Annotated in this window: 12 protein-coding genes and 1 pseudogene; 8 read left to right on the top strand and 5 right to left on the bottom strand. The window is 62.7% G+C overall.

Going from position 1 to position 15,147, the window contains the following annotated elements; all coding sequences use genetic code 11:
• Positions 1-387: 387 nt before the first annotated feature.
• Positions 388-2,343, top strand: coding sequence for an AAA family ATPase (locus BM031_RS20450; RefSeq protein ID WP_091876407.1), 1,956 nt, complete (start codon positions 388-390; stop codon positions 2,341-2,343).
• A gap of 300 nt (positions 2,344-2,643) precedes the next feature.
• Here the strand turns inward: BM031_RS20450 and BM031_RS20445 are convergent, their stop codons facing one another.
• Together BM031_RS20445 and BM031_RS20440 are read right to left on the bottom strand one after the other, a co-directional pair.
• Positions 2,644-4,341 carry a cation:proton antiporter domain-containing protein gene (locus BM031_RS20445; protein WP_091876406.1) on the bottom strand — a complete coding sequence of 566 codons (1,698 nt, stop codon included), beginning with the start codon at positions 4,339-4,341 and terminating at the stop codon, positions 2,644-2,646.
• A 100-nt stretch (positions 4,342-4,441) separates the two neighbouring features.
• Positions 4,442-5,101, bottom strand: coding sequence for a TetR/AcrR family transcriptional regulator (locus BM031_RS20440; protein ID WP_091876405.1), 660 nt, complete (start codon positions 5,099-5,101; stop codon positions 4,442-4,444).
• A 92-nt stretch (positions 5,102-5,193) separates the two neighbouring features.
• On the opposite strand from BM031_RS20440, the gene BM031_RS20435 reads away from it, so the two are divergent.
• From BM031_RS20435 to BM031_RS25650, 6 genes are all read left to right on the top strand, one after another.
• Complete coding sequence (locus BM031_RS20435; protein ID WP_091876404.1) at positions 5,194-6,375, top strand: lipid-transfer protein; 1,182 nt, start codon at positions 5,194-5,196, stop codon at positions 6,373-6,375.
• A gap of 10 nt (positions 6,376-6,385) precedes the next feature.
• The gene (locus BM031_RS20430; protein WP_229409077.1) at positions 6,386-7,528 is read left to right on the top strand and encodes an acyl-CoA dehydrogenase family protein; all 1,143 of its coding nucleotides are present in this window, start codon (positions 6,386-6,388) and stop codon (positions 7,526-7,528) included.
• Positions 7,529-7,557: 29 nt separating this feature from the next.
• Positions 7,558-8,709, top strand: coding sequence for a CaiB/BaiF CoA transferase family protein (locus BM031_RS20425; RefSeq protein WP_091876403.1), 1,152 nt, complete (start codon positions 7,558-7,560; stop codon positions 8,707-8,709).
• A 9-nt stretch (positions 8,710-8,718) separates the two neighbouring features.
• Positions 8,719-9,993: a DUF445 domain-containing protein gene (locus tag BM031_RS20420; RefSeq protein WP_091876402.1), complete on the top strand. Its 1,275-nt coding sequence runs from the start codon at positions 8,719-8,721 to the stop codon at positions 9,991-9,993.
• A 46-nt stretch (positions 9,994-10,039) separates the two neighbouring features.
• A complete protein-coding gene (locus BM031_RS20415) occupies positions 10,040-10,357 on the top strand; it encodes a putative signal transducing protein (RefSeq protein ID WP_091876401.1) in 318 nt (105 codons plus the stop codon).
• A 97-nt stretch (positions 10,358-10,454) separates the two neighbouring features.
• Positions 10,455-10,613, top strand: a complete 159-nt coding sequence (locus BM031_RS25650) for a hypothetical protein (protein WP_177207840.1) — start codon at positions 10,455-10,457, stop codon at positions 10,611-10,613.
• Between the two features lie 353 nt (positions 10,614-10,966).
• On the opposite strand, the gene BM031_RS20410 is transcribed toward BM031_RS25650, so the two are convergent.
• The 3 genes from BM031_RS20410 to BM031_RS25260 form a co-directional block, all read right to left on the bottom strand.
• A complete protein-coding gene (locus BM031_RS20410; RefSeq protein ID WP_091876400.1) occupies positions 10,967-13,174 on the bottom strand; it encodes an AAA family ATPase in 2,208 nt (735 codons plus the stop codon).
• 526 nt (positions 13,175-13,700) lie between these two features.
• Entirely contained in the window at positions 13,701-14,180 is a 480-nt protein-coding gene (locus tag BM031_RS25265) for a hypothetical protein (protein ID WP_143084662.1), read from the bottom strand.
• Positions 14,181-14,277: 97 nt separating this feature from the next.
• Entirely contained in the window at positions 14,278-14,682 is a 405-nt protein-coding gene (locus BM031_RS25260; protein ID WP_143084661.1) for a hypothetical protein, read from the bottom strand.
• A gap of 171 nt (positions 14,683-14,853) precedes the next feature.
• Between BM031_RS25260 and BM031_RS20405 the strand changes: the two are divergent.
• Positions 14,854-15,147: pseudogene (locus BM031_RS20405) on the top strand (transposase); the annotation flags it as partial.

Here is a 15,147-nt window from a genome sequence, read left to right as displayed (position 1 = left end):
GGATTCCTGACCTGTCGCGAATTAGCTGCGGAAGCTGCTGTCAATATGGCAATCCGATATCAGGATAAGCATGCTAATTTAATAAATAATCGCGATTCATTTACTTGTTCGATAATGTTTGCTGCCAGTGTGGCAAGTTATTCCGTTATCGTTGTTTCCATTATCGGGATAATCGTCATTTTTTTCGACACACGGTATACACGCCGGTTTTTTTTACAGGTATAGTCTCCTTATCCCATTGCCTTCGGGCATCAAAACAATACCAAACGCGCACGTTTGGAAACATGAAGCGGCCGTCACGCGCCGCAGCCGATCCCGCGAGACCACGCCGGCACGGCACCCGAGCAGTACCGCTGTCCGTCCCAAACCTTTGCAAGAGATCAGACAATGCCGAATTTCGCCCGACTCCAGATTGCTTTCAAGAATGTTTACGTGCGCATCGCCATCGCGGCGCTGCTCGGCGTGATCGCGGCCATCGCCATCTGGAAATCGAATGTCCCCCAGGACCCGACGCCGGTGGTGCATTCGCAGAACATCGCCGAGATCACCGAACTGGCCGCGCAGAAAGCGCGCCTGGAATACCTGTTGATTGCCAAGCCGCTGTCGGAGTCGCCGCGCTATGTCTACAAGTTCAAGGACGGCGCCTCGGTGCACGTGGTGAAGGTGCCGAGCACCTCCCATCTGTCGCTCGAGCGCGAAGTGCTGCTCAAGAACGCGATTCCGTATTCGATCGCCAAGGACGACTACCTGGCCAGCCACAAGGCGGTCATGGACGAAGGCGAGACCGGCTGGGAAAAGACCGGCAGCTTCCTCAAGAGCTATGGCCTGAACATCGGCATCGTGCTGCTGGTCCTGTACCTGCTGAAATTCGGCGTGCCCGGCATGGGCATGAGCGCCTCGGTCATCAGCCCGGACAAGCTCAAGGGCAGCATGGACGACCTGATCGGCATGGACGACATCAAGCAGGAAGTGCTGCACCTGGAAGACATGATCCGCAACCGCGCGGAATACCAGTCGCACAACATCGACAAGCCCTTCAACGTGATGCTGACCGGCCCTGCCGGCACCGGCAAGACCAAGCTGGTCGGTTACCTGGCCAAGCGCCTGAACTTGCCGCTGATTTCGGCATCGGGCTCGGCGCTGGAATCGGGCTACGTGGGCGGCGGCTCCAAGGCCCTGAACGCCCTGTACCGCAAGGCTTGCGCCAAGGGCAAGTGCATCATCTTCCTGGATGAGGCGCAGTCGCTGTTCATGCCGCGCGGCCGCAGCGAAAAGAAATGGGAAGACGACACCGCCAACACGCTGCTGGGCCTGCTGGACGGCGTGAAGAGCGACAAGGGCCAGGGCGTGATCTGGGTGGTCGCGTCGAACTTCGACGATGCGTCCACCGACATGGACGAAGCGATGCTGCGCCGCTTCTCGGTGAAAATCAATTTCCGCCTGCCGAACAAGCTCGAGCGCAAGGAACTGCTGCGCAGCTTCCTGTCGCGCAAGAAGGATGGCCTGGTCGACTGGGCCGACACCAACCTGGACCAGGTGGCGGAAATCACCCAGAACCTGAGCCCGGCGCTGCTGGAAACCGTGGTCGAGCGCGCCAGCATGCTGTCGATCCAGGAAAAAACGATCATCAACACCAACCTGCTGTTCCGTGCCTATGAACGCGCCACCATCGGCATCACCGACCGCGCCACCACGCTTGACAAGACCAAGCAGCGCGAACGCATCGCCCTGCACGAACTGGGTCACTTCTTCATGCAGATCGATCCTTTCCTGCGCGCCGGCATGAGCCTGGCCGAAGTGAAGGAAAAGTCGCACCTGCTCAAGATCAGCACCGAGGCGGTGTCGAAGATCGGCGCGCTGGGCTATGTGCTGCAGTCGGGCGAAGACATGTCGCTGCGCACGCTCGAAGAGCTGGAGCGCGATGTCGTCGGCCTGTACGGCGGCGTGGCGGCGGAAGAACTGTTCTACGGCGCGCGCGGCATCTCGGTGGGCAGCCAGAACGACATCGAGAAGATCACCAAGATGCTCAACCTGATGGTCAGCCGCCTGTCGATGTACTCGCGCTCCAAGCTCGACTACAGCCAGCTGAACCAGGACGTGGGCGGCGAGCACACCATCCGACTGGTGGAAGAAAAGGCCGACGAGCTCTACAGCTACACCCTGGGCGCGATCCGCGACTACAAGCTGGTGATCGAGTCGCTCAAGGACACCTTGATGGAAGAGTATGTGCTGTCGAAGGACGCGGTGTTCGCGCTGCTGGAAGAGCGCAGCGAGATGATCACCTCGCAGCTGCATGGGCGGCATGCGAACCTCAAGCTGTGTGTCGAGGAAGTCGCGGCGTGATGTGAAAGTTTTACCGCTTGTAAAAAAACCCGCAGGGCGCAAGCCGGCGGGTTTTTTTTATGGGGTGGTTGAGTTGAGAGCGGGCGACTCGGTCCACGAATTATTGCCCCTAGCCTCAAGACCGTCATTCCGGCGAAGGCCGGAATCCAAGTTCGTTCTGCCGCCCGCAGCGCGTGCTGCATGCGTGAGCGGTACGCACACAAAATTGGGTCCCGGCCTTCGCCGGGACGACGTTGGTGGGGGTGGGGTTGAGCAGAGGGGAGCGGCTTCGGCATCGCCGTCGCCCAACCACCGCTTCACTCAATGCGCCACCGCCCGCTCCCTCAAGGTTTCCATCACATGCCGCGTCATGCTCGCCGCCAGCTCCTGCTCGCCGACGAAGACCTTGCCGCCGGTTTCCTCGCGCAGCAGGGCCGCCTCGCTCTCGTTATGCGAGCGCACCACGACCTGGATCGACGGGTTGAGCATGCGGGCGATTTCCACCATCCGGCGCACGTGGAAGGTATCGGGCGTGGCGATCACCAGCAAGGCGGCGTGCGTGATGTGGGCCTGGATCAGTACCGCCGGCTCCGACGCGTCGCCCGCCACCGCCGGGATGCCCTCGGTGCGCAGGCGCTCGACCACTTCGCGGTTCTGTTCTGCCACCACGAAGTGCACGCCGCGCGTGCTCAGGTCGCCGGCGATGCGGCGGCCCACGCGGCCGTAGCCGACCAGCACTACCTGGCCGCTCAGCTTTTCATGCGCCGTTTCCATCGGCAAGGTGGCCAGCGGGTCGTCGCGGCTTTCCAGCTTGCGCGCCAGCTCCGAGCGCTCGCGCATCCAGCGCTGCAGCGGCTCGATCGCCGTGAACAGCAGCGGGTTGACCGCGATCGAGATGATGGCGCCGGCCAGGATCAGGTTCTGTCCCAGGGGCGGCAGCAGTCCCAGCGACATGCCCAGCGCGGCCAGAATGAAAGAGAATTCGCCGATCTGCGCCAGGCTGGCCGAGACCGTGAGCGCGGTATTGAGCGGGTAGCGCAGCACCAGCACCAGCACGAAGGCGGCCAGCGACTTGCCGAACACGATGATGGCCACGGTCGCCAGCACTTCCAGCGGGTACTCCACCACCACCATCGGGTCGAACAGCATGCCGACCGAGACAAAGAACAGCACCGAGAACGCGTCGCGCAGCGGCAGCGATTCTTCGGCCGCGCGGTGGCTCAGTTCCGACTCGCGCAGCACCATGCCGGCGAAGAAGGCGCCCAGCGCGAACGAGACGCCGAACAGCGCCGAGGAGCCGTAGGCGATGCCGACCGCCGCCGCGATCACGGCCAGCGTGAACAGCTCGCGCGAGCCGGTCTTGGCGACCCGCCACAGGAACCAGGGGAAGATCTTGCGGCCGATGACCAGCATGAAGGCGATGAAGGCGCCGACCTGCAGCAGGGTCTTGCCCAGCGCCGGCAGCAGCTCGGTGCCGGCGTCGCCCTTGCCGCCCAGCGCGCCGCTGACGGCCGGCAGCATCACCAGCACCAGCACCATCACCAGGTCTTCGACCACCAGCCAGCCCACCGCGATGCGCCCGTTCATCGAATCGAGCACACCGCGCGACTCGAGCGCGCGCAGCAGCACCACGGTACTGGCCACCGACAACGCCAGCCCGAACACCAGTCCCGCACCCAGGCTCCAGCCCAGCATATGGGCCATGCCGATACCCATCGCCGTCGCCACCCCGATCTGCAGCAGCGCGCCGGGCAGGGCGATGCCCTTGACCTCGAGCAGGTCGCGCATCGAGAAGTGCAGGCCGACGCCGAACATCAGCAGCATCACCCCGATCTCGGCCAGTTGCGAGGCCAGCGCCACATCGGCGACGAAGCCCGGGGTGGCCGAGCCGATCAGGACGCCGGCGGCAAGGTAGCCGACCAGCGCAGGCAGTTTCAGGCGAATGGCGAGCATGCCGAACAAGAGGCCGAAGCCCAGTGCGGCAGCGATGGTGGTGATCAGGCTGAGTTCATGGTGCATCCGTGCGGCCTCCGTGACAGGTTATTAACCTTGGGAGTATAAGCGACGGGTGGGCCCGTAGTCCGAATTAAATTTGGGTTTTATGCAGATCAGGCGGAGTTCACGGCACGGTTGCGAGCGTTAGCAGCACTTTGTGCACCGATGCGCGCACGGACTCGAATTGCGCGGGACGCGCGTGGCGGTCCAGGCGAAACAGCATCAGTCCCTCGACCTGGGCCACGATGAGGACCGCGCGCTCCATGTAGGCATCGTCGGGAATGGCCGGGTTCAGGCCCTGGATCAGTCCATGCACCGCCTTGCGCTCGCGCCCCATCATCTTGCCCATCAAGTCCGAGGCGAACGGGTGGCGCGACGCCAGCGCCCAGATCTCGAAGAAGATCGCATGCGTGACCGGCTCGGTGATCTCGTCGAGGAACATGTCGATGGTGGAGAGGAAGCGCTCGACCTGCGGCCGTCCGGCCATGGCCACCGCGATGCGGTCCATCTTGGCCTGGAACTCGTCCATGGTGTAGAGCAGCAGCGCTTCCAGCAACTGCTCCTTGCTGCCATAGTAGTGCTGCACGTTCGACAGGCTCATGCCCGCCTGCTGCGCCACCCGCCGCATCGTCAGCCCGGCATAGCCCTGCGCCGCCAGCACCCCGCGCGCCGCCAGCAGGATCGCCTGCGCCCGCCCCATGCCTTTTTCGGTGGTGGTGGAGAGCTTGTTGCGCAGCGCGCTGTCGAGCGCATTGTCGTGCGCATTGTTCTGGTTCGATGTCATGGCAGGATGGCGGCGGCGTACAAAAATTAGGTCGTCTGACCTATAATCGACTGATAGTCGGTCGCGGTCTCATCGAGAATACAGGAGTCGGAATGAACAAGGTATATATCAGCGGCGTCGGGATGATCCCCTTCGCCAAGCCGGGCGCCGGCAGCCCCTATCACGAGATGGGCGCGCAGGCCGCCAGGCGCGCGCTGGACGACGCGGGACTATCGTATGACCTGGTCGAGCAGGCCTATGCCGGCTACGTCTACGGCGACTCCACCAGCGGCCAGAAGGCCTTGTACGCGGTCGGCATGACCGGCATCCCGATCGTCAACGTCAACAACAACTGCTCCACCGGTTCCACCGCGCTGTTCCTGGGCCGCCAGGCGATCGCCAGCGGCGCCGCCGAGTGCGTGCTGGTGCTCGGCTTCGAGCAGATGAGCCCCGGCGCGCTCGGCTCGGTCTTCACCGACCGCCCGACCCCGTTCCACGACTTCGACGCCGTCACCGACCGCCTGGTCGGCATGCCCGGGATCCCGCTGGCGCTGCGCTACTTCGGCGGCGCCGGCCTGGCCCACATGGACAAGTACGGCACGCCGCTCGCGGCATTTGCCCGCATCCGCGCCAAGGCCAGCCGCCACGCTGTCAACAACCCGCTGGCGCTGTTTCGCAAGGAAGTCAGCACGCAGGACGTGCTCGATGCACCCGAAATCTGGCCCGGCGTGATGACGCGCCTGATGGCCTGCCCGCCGACCTGCGGCGCGGCCGCGGCCCTCCTGGTGTCGGAAGAATTCGCCAAGCGCCACGGCCTGCGCCGCGACGTCCACATCGCCGCCCAGGCGATGACGACCGACCGCCGCGGCACCTTCGACTCGGGCGACATGATGCGCCTGGTCGGCTACGACATGAGCCGCGCCGCTGCGCAGAAAGTCTACGAGCAGTCGGGCCTGGGACCGGAAGACCTCGACGTTGTCGAGCTGCACGACTGCTTCGCGCACAACGAGCTGATTACCTACGAAGCCCTGGGCCTGTGCCCGGAAGGCGGCGCCGACAAGTTCATCCTGGAGGGCGACAACACCTATGGCGGCCGGGTGGTCACCAACCCGTCCGGCGGCCTGCTGTCCAAGGGCCACCCGCTGGGCGCCACCGGCCTGGCCCAGTGCTACGAGCTGACCCACCAGCTGCGCGGCAGTGCCGATGCGCGCCAGGTGGCGGGCGCGCGCGTGGCGCTGCAACACAACCTGGGCCTGGGCGGCGCCTGCGTCGTCACCATGTACCGCAACGGCTGAAGGAGGGCGCATGGAATCGACCTCGCCCTGGATGGATGAAGAACTCGGCGCCTTCCGCGACGCCGTACGGCGCTTCGTGGCCGGCGAAATCACGCCGCACCAGGACGCCTGGCGCCGGCAGCAGCACGTCGACCGCGCGCTGTGGCGCCAGGCCGGCGCCATGGGCCTGCTGCTGGCCGATATCCCCGACGACTACGGCGGCGCCGGCGGCAGCTTCGCCCACATGGCGGTGGTGTTCGAAGAACTGTCATACGCCGGCGACACGTCCTTCGGCATCCACGTGCACGCCATCGTCGCCCACTACCTGCTCAACCAGGGCACCGAAGAACAGAAGCGCCGCTACCTGCCGCGCCTGGCCAGCGGCGAGATGGTCGCGGCGATCGCCATGAGCGAGCCAGGCGCCGGCTCGGACCTCAAGGGCATCCGCACGGTCGCCGTGCGCGGCCCGGACGGCTACCGCGTGAGCGGCTCGAAGACCTTCATTTCGAACGGCTACCTGGCCGACCTGGTGCTGGTGGTGGCCAAGACCGACCCGGCGGCGGGCGCCAGGGGCGTGTCGCTGATGCTGCTCGAGACGAAAGACAACCCGGGCTTCCGGGTCGGCCGCATCCTCGACAAGGTGGGCCAGAAGGGCCAGGACACCTGCGAGCTGTTTTTCGATGACGCCCACGTGCCGCTGGAGAACGTGCTGGGCGGCGAGGAGGGCAGGGGCTTCGCCCAGCTGATGACCGAGCTGCCCTACGAACGCACCATCCTGGGGGTGTGCGGGGTGGCGGCGATCGAGCGCGCGCTGCAGCTCACCGTCGAGCACACGCGCACCCGCAAGGCTTTCGGCCAGGCCCTGATCGACATGCAGAACACCCGCTTCGTGCTGGCCGAGATCAAGACCGAAGCGACGGTCGCGCGCATCTTCATCGACCGCTGCGTCGAGGACATGCTGGCCGGGCGCATGGACACGGTGCGCGCCTCGATGGCCAAGTACTGGATCTCGGACCTGCAGTGCAAGGTCGTGGACCAGTGCGTGCAGCTGTTCGGCGGCTACGGCTACATGCTGGAATACCCGATCGCCCAGATGTACGTCGATGCGCGCGTGCAGCGCATCTACGGCGGCGCCAACGAAATCATGAAAGAGATCATCGCCCGCTCGCTGTAGCGCGGCGCATCGACGAAAGGGGAGGCGGGATGGCAGGACCGTTATCAGGAGTGCGGGTGGTCGAGATGGTGGGCATCGGCCCGTGCCCGTTCGCCGCGATGATGCTGGCGGACATGGGGGCGGAAGTGATCCGCATCGACCGCAAGGCCAAGCCCGGCGAGGACCATCCCTACCCGGTGCTCGGCACGCGCCACGACGTGACGGCGCGCGGGCGCCGCTCGCTGGCGCTGGACATCAAGCAGCCAGCTGGCCGCCTGGCCGTGCTGCGCCTGCTGGAAAGCGCCGACGTGCTGCTGGAAGGCTTCCGCCCGGGCGTGATGGAGCGCCTCGGCCTGGGGCCGGACGCCTGCCTGGAGCGCAACCCGAAGCTGGTGGTCGGCCGCGTCACCGGCTGGGGCCAGGCCGGGCCGCTGTCCCAGGCGGCCGGCCACGACATCAACTACGTCGCGCTGTCCGGCATGCTGCATGCGATGGGCCGGGCCGATAGCCCGCCGGCGCCGCCGCTGAACCTGGTGGGCGACTTCGGCGGCGGCGGCATGATGCTGGCGTTCGGCGTCGTGTGCGCGGTGCTCGAGGCGCGCACGTCCGGCAAGGGCCAGGTGGTGGACGCGGCCATGACCGAAGGCGCGGCGCTGCTGGGCGCCATGATGTACGGCCTGCGCGGCGCCGGCAGCTGGAGCGACGGGCGCGAAGCCAACCTGCTCGACGGCGGCGCGCCCTTCTACGACAGCTACGCCTGCCTGGACGGCAAGTTCATCTCGATCGGCGCGATCGAACCGCAATTCTATGCCCAGCTGCTGGCGCTGCTCAAGGTCGAGGACCCCGTGTTCACCAAGCGCTGGAGCAAGGCCTACTGGCCCGACCTGAAGGCCAAGTTCGGCGCGCTGTTCGCCACCCGCAGCCGCGACGACTGGTGCCGCCTGCTGGAAGGCACCGACGTCTGCTTCGCGCCGGTGCTCGACATGGCCGAGGCGCCGAAGCACCCGCACAATGCCGCGCGCCGCAGCTTCGTCGACATCGACGGCGTCAGCCAGCCGGCGCCGGCGCCGCGCTTTTCCCGTACCGCGCCCGCCACCCCGCTGGCGCCGTCGGCGCCGGGCGCGGACAGCGCGGCGATCCTGGCCGACTGGGGCTTTACGGAAGAGTCAATCGAAGCGCTGAGGTCGCGCGAAGTCATATAGCATCGCAGGGTGCTCAAGACCAAAGAAACCGAACTGCGTAATGCGAAAAAGCTGGCGCTGGCCTTCCTGGCCGGCGCCGCCTCGCTGTTCGTGCTCACGCTGTTCCTGCCCCAGAACTGGTGGACCGGCCTGCTGCGCGCCTTTTCCGAAGCCGCGATGGTGGGCGCGCTGGCCGACTGGTTCGCCGTGGTCGCGCTGTTCAGGCGCGTGCCGATCCCGATCGTCTCGCGCCACACCGAGATCATCCCCAAGAACAAGGAGCGCATCGCCGACAACCTGGCGCGCTTCGTGCACGAGAAGTTCCTCGACACCGAATCGATCCTGGGCCTGATCCGGCGCCACGACCCGGTGCAGAAGGTGGCCGACTGGCTGGTGAAACCCGCCAACACCGAGCTGCTGGGCCAGCACCTGGTACGGGTCGGCGTCTTCATGCTCGACTTCATCGAGGATGCGGCGGTGCAGGGCTTCATCCGGCGCGCCGTGCACGCCATGGTGAACAGCGTCGACCTGTCGAAATCGGCCGGCACCATCCTGGAAAGCCTCACCCGCGACGGCCGCCACCAGGAGCTGCTCAATGAAGGCATCGTGCAGCTGGCGCACCTGCTCGACAACGCCGACACCCAGGCCACCATCTCGCAGGGCATCGTCGACTGGCTCAAGGAGGACTACGCCTTCATCGAGCGGGTGCTGCCGTCGGAACTCATCGGGCGCAAGGGCGCCGACCTGGCGGTAAGGCTGGCATCCGGCATCCTGAATAAAGTAGCCAGCGACCCCCACCACCCGCTGCGCCAGCGCTTCGACGTATTCACCCAGGAGTTCATCGAGCGTCTCAAGGCCGACCCCTCGTTCGCCGGCCGGGCGGAAGAAATCAAGGCCTACCTGCTGGGCGACGAGACCCTGAATGGCTACCTGGCCAGCCTGTGGGGCGAGCTGAAAGGCTGGCTCAAGCGCGACCTGCACAGCGCAGACTCGGCCCTGCGGCGGCGCCTGGTGGCCACCGGCGCCTGGGTCGGCAAGGTGCTGGCCGAAGACCCGCAGCTGCGCGCCTCGCTCCAGGACAACCTGGAATCGGCCGCGCGCGGCATCGCGCCGGAATTCGCGGGCTTCCTCACGCGCCACATCGCCGACACCGTCAAGCAGTGGGACGACCGCGAGATGTCGGCGCAGATCGAACTGAACATCGGCAAGGACCTGCAGTACATCCGCATCAACGGCACCATTGTCGGCGGACTGATTGGCGTGACTCTGTATTTGCTGTCGCAGCTGCCCGGGGTGTGGCACTGAGCGTAAGATGGTCCGACTTGGCAGTATTCATGAGCAGGAGGGGTAAATGGAACAACTCGCACTCAACGCGTGGCTCACGGCCAACCCGGACGTCGTCCAGCTCCCTGGCCGCGACCTGTTCGTCATCGCCAAGTACCTGATCCCGATGGAGGCCAGCCTGGCCCAGGGTTGCCTGGTTGCCGCCGGCATTCCCGCGGTGCTGGCCGACGCCCACCTGATGCAGGCCGACCTGCTGCTGGCGCCCGCGCTGGGCGGCGTGCGCGTCCTGGTGCCGTCCGAATTCCTGCAGCCGGCGGCCGAGGTGCTGGCGGGCCTGGCGCGCGGCGACTACGCGCTGGACGAGAACTCCCCGGTCGACGGCTGAGCAGATCGCGCGCCTGTGTGAAGTGGCGAACATTCCGCACGCAGGCACGAGGGTAGCCTGTCAAGCGTGAGCATCCACCATTGAAAGGAGAATCATCATGCCTCAAGGGGATAAATCGTCGTACACGGACAAGCAGAAGCGCCAGGCCAAGCACATCGAGCAGGGTTACGAAAAGAAGGGCGTGTCGAAAGACGAAGCCAAGCGGCGCGCCTGGGCTACCGAGAACAAGATCTCGGGCGGCGGCAAGAAGCATTGACGGCCGCGCAAAGAAAAATGGCCCGGTTCGCGAGAACCGGGCCATTTCTTTTCCTGGTGGTGATAGGTGGAATCGCACCGATCATCTTCATGAATGCATAACTACTTGATTTATAAGCAGTTACTCTAGCGCTTGGTGTCGAGATTGAGTCAATGTGTATCACCTGGCTGATGCACTCCCGGACAGCAGAAAGTCAGTGTATGCAAAATCTGTAGCGTCCGCTAGAGCGCGGCATTGGCGCGGCGTCGGCGGTTACTGGATCGGCAGTTCAAGTCCACTTTGAGGACTTGAACTGCCGACCTGATTGACTCACAAAGCTTTCTGTAGATGAGCCGAGTATCAGGCTTGCTCAATCAATTCGGGCCAGTCATCATCATGTCGTAGTGAGCATCTTGATTGCTCTTCACGAAGACCTGCTTGAAGATTTCCATGTAGGTGTCGATCGAAGCTTGGTCGAAGGTGTAGAAGGCATCGTCGTGCGAGAAGTGCGAGCCATCATTGACCCAAGCGAACAGGGACCGGCACATTGCCTTCTGCTGACCATCGAACTGATCGCAAATCTTGTCGAAGTCCATCCGCCCCAGAATCTTGAAATAGTTCTCCAAAATGCGCCGCATGGTGTTCTGCACGGTCAGCGGGGATTTCTCCGGACGGCGCAATTCCTCCCACAGCAAATCGTATGAGGTCTTGATCGGGTTCGACTTGTGATGCTCGACTGTGGCGCCGCCCAGGCCTTTTCTGATGGTCCAGTAGCTACGTTCGCCGGCTTTGGTGTCGTCTCCCTTGTCTGAGGTGTAGGTGACCTCTTTGTGGAAGTAGACGTTGTGGGTCAGCACGAAAATCTGTTTGATGCCGCCCGCGTTTTTCCGCAACGGGTCGAACAGCGATTTGATAAGGCTGCTGACGATGAACAGGACGTCGCTGTCCATGCTTGACACAGGATCATCGAACACCACGACGCGGTCGGTGGTCATGCCGCTTGCGCTTTCGCTGCCTTTGAGCAAGTGGAAGAAGTAAAGGAAGGTGACAAACGAGCGCTCACCCTCGCTGAGCGAGTCCTTTGCGTCGCTTCCATCTCCCCTAACCAGCTTGTAGAACGGACCGTCTTCGGCCTTGGCGATAGTGAAATTTCGGAAGCCGAACGATTTCAACAAGCTATTGATGCCTTCAATCGTCGGCTCGATGCTCGTAGCGGAATTCTCTAACTCATTTATCTCCTTCGCCTTGGCCACTTTCGACGCGTTGGCTCCTTGAATTTGGCCGTTCAGTTTGGTGATCGCCGCATTGAGGCCCGCGCGCTTCCCCGCGTAGGTGGTCAATTCGGCCTTCAGCTCCACCTCTAAAATGTGCTTCCACACTTGCGCAGTCAGATCCGCCCGCTCTTTGGTGATGTTTTTCGCGATCTCATTGTGGGCTGCTACCGCCGCGTTAGCGTCCGCGACCAGCTTGGAGGCGGTGGCGATCATTTCAGACATCGGCTCGATTTGGATAGGGAGACTCGGCTCCTTGGCTTTGTTTGCCAGCAGCAGCGAGTTGGTCGTGAGACGGGCCTCAATGGCTGAGCGCTCAGCATCGAATGCATCCATGCTCATGAATCGGGAACCTCCATCCACGACGGCCTTCAACCTGGCACGCAGAGCGTCGGCGTCGCGGGTATATGCGCTTTGCAGGTCAGCGATGGCCTTGGTGTCCGTTGCAAACGTCTCGTCGAAGTAGCTCGACAAGCTATCCTCGAAGCTATCCTTGACCTTCTGTTGGCAGAACGGGCAAGTGGGCCTGCTTTGCTCGTAGAGCGCTTGTCCTTGTTTGACCCAGTCGCTGTTGCTCAGCCGCTGGATCAGCTCGGCGATGTCCACGTCTTCCTTGCCGATCACCTTCTTGGTAAGAATGGGGTTCGACTCGTGGATGGCGATGTCTGCAGGGCCGAGATCTGGGACGGACGCCTCGATGATGGGCGTCGCCCCGAACACCGTCTTGGCCTTGTCCCTGAGGTATTCCAAGGTTTTCAACTCGGCGGTGTTGGACGCCGACTCCGTCAGCACGCGCTCCTTGAACCTTTCCGAGCTGTTTCGAGCGCCGGTGAACGCATGCTTGAAAGCCTCGTCGTGCTTCTGCTTCTGGTCCCAGCACTTGTCCTTGATGTGGGCATCCAGGTCGGCAAGTTCGCCTTTCTTCCCCGTGTTCTGATCCTGTCCTTGCAGCGTGTTGGTCAATTGCTCGATGGTTCGGATAATGCCATCGAATTCGGACTTCTTCGCTGCGATGGCTTCCAAGTTGGCGATGTCCTGCTCGCCCAGGGTAAAAATTCCTTTGAGGCGAGGGGCAGCGTTGAAGTTACGCTCGACGAAATCGCGGTTGTAGACCATCGGCTCCAATGGCGTCCCCTTCTTCCAAACGAGGGTGCAATGCGGGTGCGCGGCGGCATTGGCGATGACTTTGGTGATGGTGGTCTTACCGGCGCCATTGGTGCCGAAAAGGAAATTGAACCGCGCGAGGCGGTCGAGGACTTGCGGTTGGATGCCATAGGTCGCGGTCTTCGCGATGCTCAAAGTTTCAATCATGGCCAGCTTATCCCTTTCGTTTCAAACAGAAGGACAATTGGCAATATTACATCGGAAATCACACTCAGAATTGACTTTCTGAAACAACGCTTTGACGCTTTTGAGAGCCGCGCCCAGATTCTGGGAGTGAAGCCACATCCGGGGGGGACATGAAAAAACCGCTGATGAATCAGTGGTTTAGTGAATCTTAGTGGAGGCGGAGTCTACTGAGTTTAGAGCTGAAACCGCATGGATTCTAGGTTGGAATGCGTTGGTGTGGATGAGTTACCCCCAAAGATACCCCCGCATGTAAGGTGCTTCTCATCTATTCGCCAAGTTTTGGCCTTGCAACGCTGGGGAAATGCGCGCCGTTCACACCGCTGCTTCTCTGGTTAGCTTGACCGGGCGCCCAACATCATTCCGCCATACGAGGCGTCGCGTTCGAGCTGAGCCATGTACTCTTGCACATGGCGATTAAAGACCAGCAACTGAAGCGAGGGCTCCTGCTTGGCCGCTGGGCAAGGAGTTTCACCCCTTGGTCTGGATCTTATTCGCTCGGCGGGTTTGTCAATGGACCAACGACATCGCGTATAGCGTCCTCCAGTTCTGATTCCAGGCCCAGCGCGGCATTCAGGCTGCTGGCCGACAAGAGGTTCAGTCCAGCCTCATAGCGATGAATCCTGGCGTTGACTTTTCTGTGGTGCTCGATGACAAAGCCCGCATGGTCCGCAACTTCACGCCATTTCTCAACGCTGAAAATGTCAGGCCCTGGGGTGTCATCGTCCTCAGGTGGACGCGACGGTGCGCCATGGACAAAGGCGAGTTCGTCTAAGGCAAAAGCAACTGGGTGAAACATCTGGCGCACTAGCGCTGCGGCACCTCTCCGTTGGCTCGCCGCCTGACGTTCGGCTACCCACAGCGCGCCAGCGATACCAGCCCATGCGTCAAGTGCGCTACCCCAAAGAGAGGCGACTGGCTCCAGCAGTTTGGCTGCAAAAAACTGGGCCACGATAGGGAAGGTAATCAATGCGCCGACGCCGACGCAGGCTAGCAGCAGCCACTTGACGTCCTTAGGCAGTTTGAATTTTTCGAAGATAGGGGATCAAGGGGCAGCGCACTCGGACTTAGCTTTGCTCACATTCGAAGACAACCGCTCCGTTTGGGCGGATTTCGGCCACCTTGGCTTTTCGGGCAGCGTTCTGTGCTTCGCCGGCGGTGGGGAACCTGCCGAGCTGAGGCAGGTCACGAAGGGCGGTGCCGGTCTTTCCGTCCGGGTGCGCGAACACGACTCGGGCCGATGGAATCCATCCATTTCCACGGTTCGACGCACTGCCGAACACGTGGTAGCACGGGCCCGGTGGTTGTAGATGGTGGCCACCGATGCTCGCCACGACTTGGGCACCGGGGAATTCGTGTGCGAAGTCGGCAACGTCACCCGGGTGGTTTGCAATCCAGGCGGCCGCAACTTGAACAGCTTCTTCGCTTCCTAGGTCGTAGATGCAGCCCTGTAGCGGAACAGTCTGACTCATGAAAGTTTCCCTGTTTGAGTGTGTGATGGAACTCTACAGGGCCGCTGCAAAATTGTCATTACGCGAATTTGATGCATGAGCTGTCCGCAGCGCTGAAGCTCAGTCTGGGTCTGAGGTACCCTGACTTTTTCGGACACTCCTGTTTGGTAAGCTTCACCAACTGGAGAATTTATGAAACGCCAAAAAACATACACGCCGGAGCTTCGTGAGGAAGCGGTCAAGCTGGTTCTGACGCAGGGGCTGACGCTGGACGATGCTTCCCATCGCCTGACGATACCCAAGGGAACGCTGGCCAATTGGGTGGCCGCCGCAAAGCGTGGCACAGCGCCCAAAGCGGCACCTGGTAGCCGTACCGTGCCGGAGCTGGAGGCGGAAGTGACGAAGCTCCGTAAAGAGCTGGCAGAAGCCCGTATGGAGCGAGATATCATAAAAAAAGCGGCAGCGTACTTTGCGCAGGAGTCGCTG

The sequence above is a fragment of the Massilia yuzhufengensis genome, assembly GCF_900112225.1.
Lineage (GTDB): Bacteria > Pseudomonadota > Gammaproteobacteria > Burkholderiales > Burkholderiaceae_D > Telluria > Telluria yuzhufengensis.
Note: the sequence above shows the minus strand (reverse complement) of the source record. Positions and strands in the feature narration are given on the sequence as shown.

What these genes read in the sequence shown, in the direction of transcription:
- BM031_RS20440 (WP_091876405.1), bottom strand. Translation starts at nt 5,101, where the DNA reads ATGACATCGAACCAGAACAATGCGCACGACAATGCGCTCGACAGCGCG.
- BM031_RS20415 (WP_091876401.1), top strand. Translation starts at nt 10,040, where the DNA reads ATGGAACAACTCGCACTCAACGCGTGGCTCACGGCCAACCCGGACGTC.
- BM031_RS20435 (WP_091876404.1), top strand. Translation starts at nt 5,194, where the DNA reads ATGAACAAGGTATATATCAGCGGCGTCGGGATGATCCCCTTCGCCAAG.
- BM031_RS20450 (WP_091876407.1), top strand. Translation starts at nt 388, where the DNA reads ATGCCGAATTTCGCCCGACTCCAGATTGCTTTCAAGAATGTTTACGTG.
- BM031_RS25650 (WP_177207840.1), top strand. Translation starts at nt 10,455, where the DNA reads ATGCCTCAAGGGGATAAATCGTCGTACACGGACAAGCAGAAGCGCCAG.
- BM031_RS20410 (WP_091876400.1), bottom strand. Translation starts at nt 13,174, where the DNA reads ATGATTGAAACTTTGAGCATCGCGAAGACCGCGACCTATGGCATCCAA.
- BM031_RS20445 (WP_091876406.1), bottom strand. Translation starts at nt 4,341, where the DNA reads ATGCACCATGAACTCAGCCTGATCACCACCATCGCTGCCGCACTGGGC.
- BM031_RS20425 (WP_091876403.1), top strand. Translation starts at nt 7,558, where the DNA reads ATGGCAGGACCGTTATCAGGAGTGCGGGTGGTCGAGATGGTGGGCATC.
- BM031_RS25260 (WP_143084661.1), bottom strand. Translation starts at nt 14,682, where the DNA reads ATGAGTCAGACTGTTCCGCTACAGGGCTGCATCTACGACCTAGGAAGC.
- BM031_RS20430 (WP_229409077.1), top strand. Translation starts at nt 6,386, where the DNA reads ATGGAATCGACCTCGCCCTGGATGGATGAAGAACTCGGCGCCTTCCGC.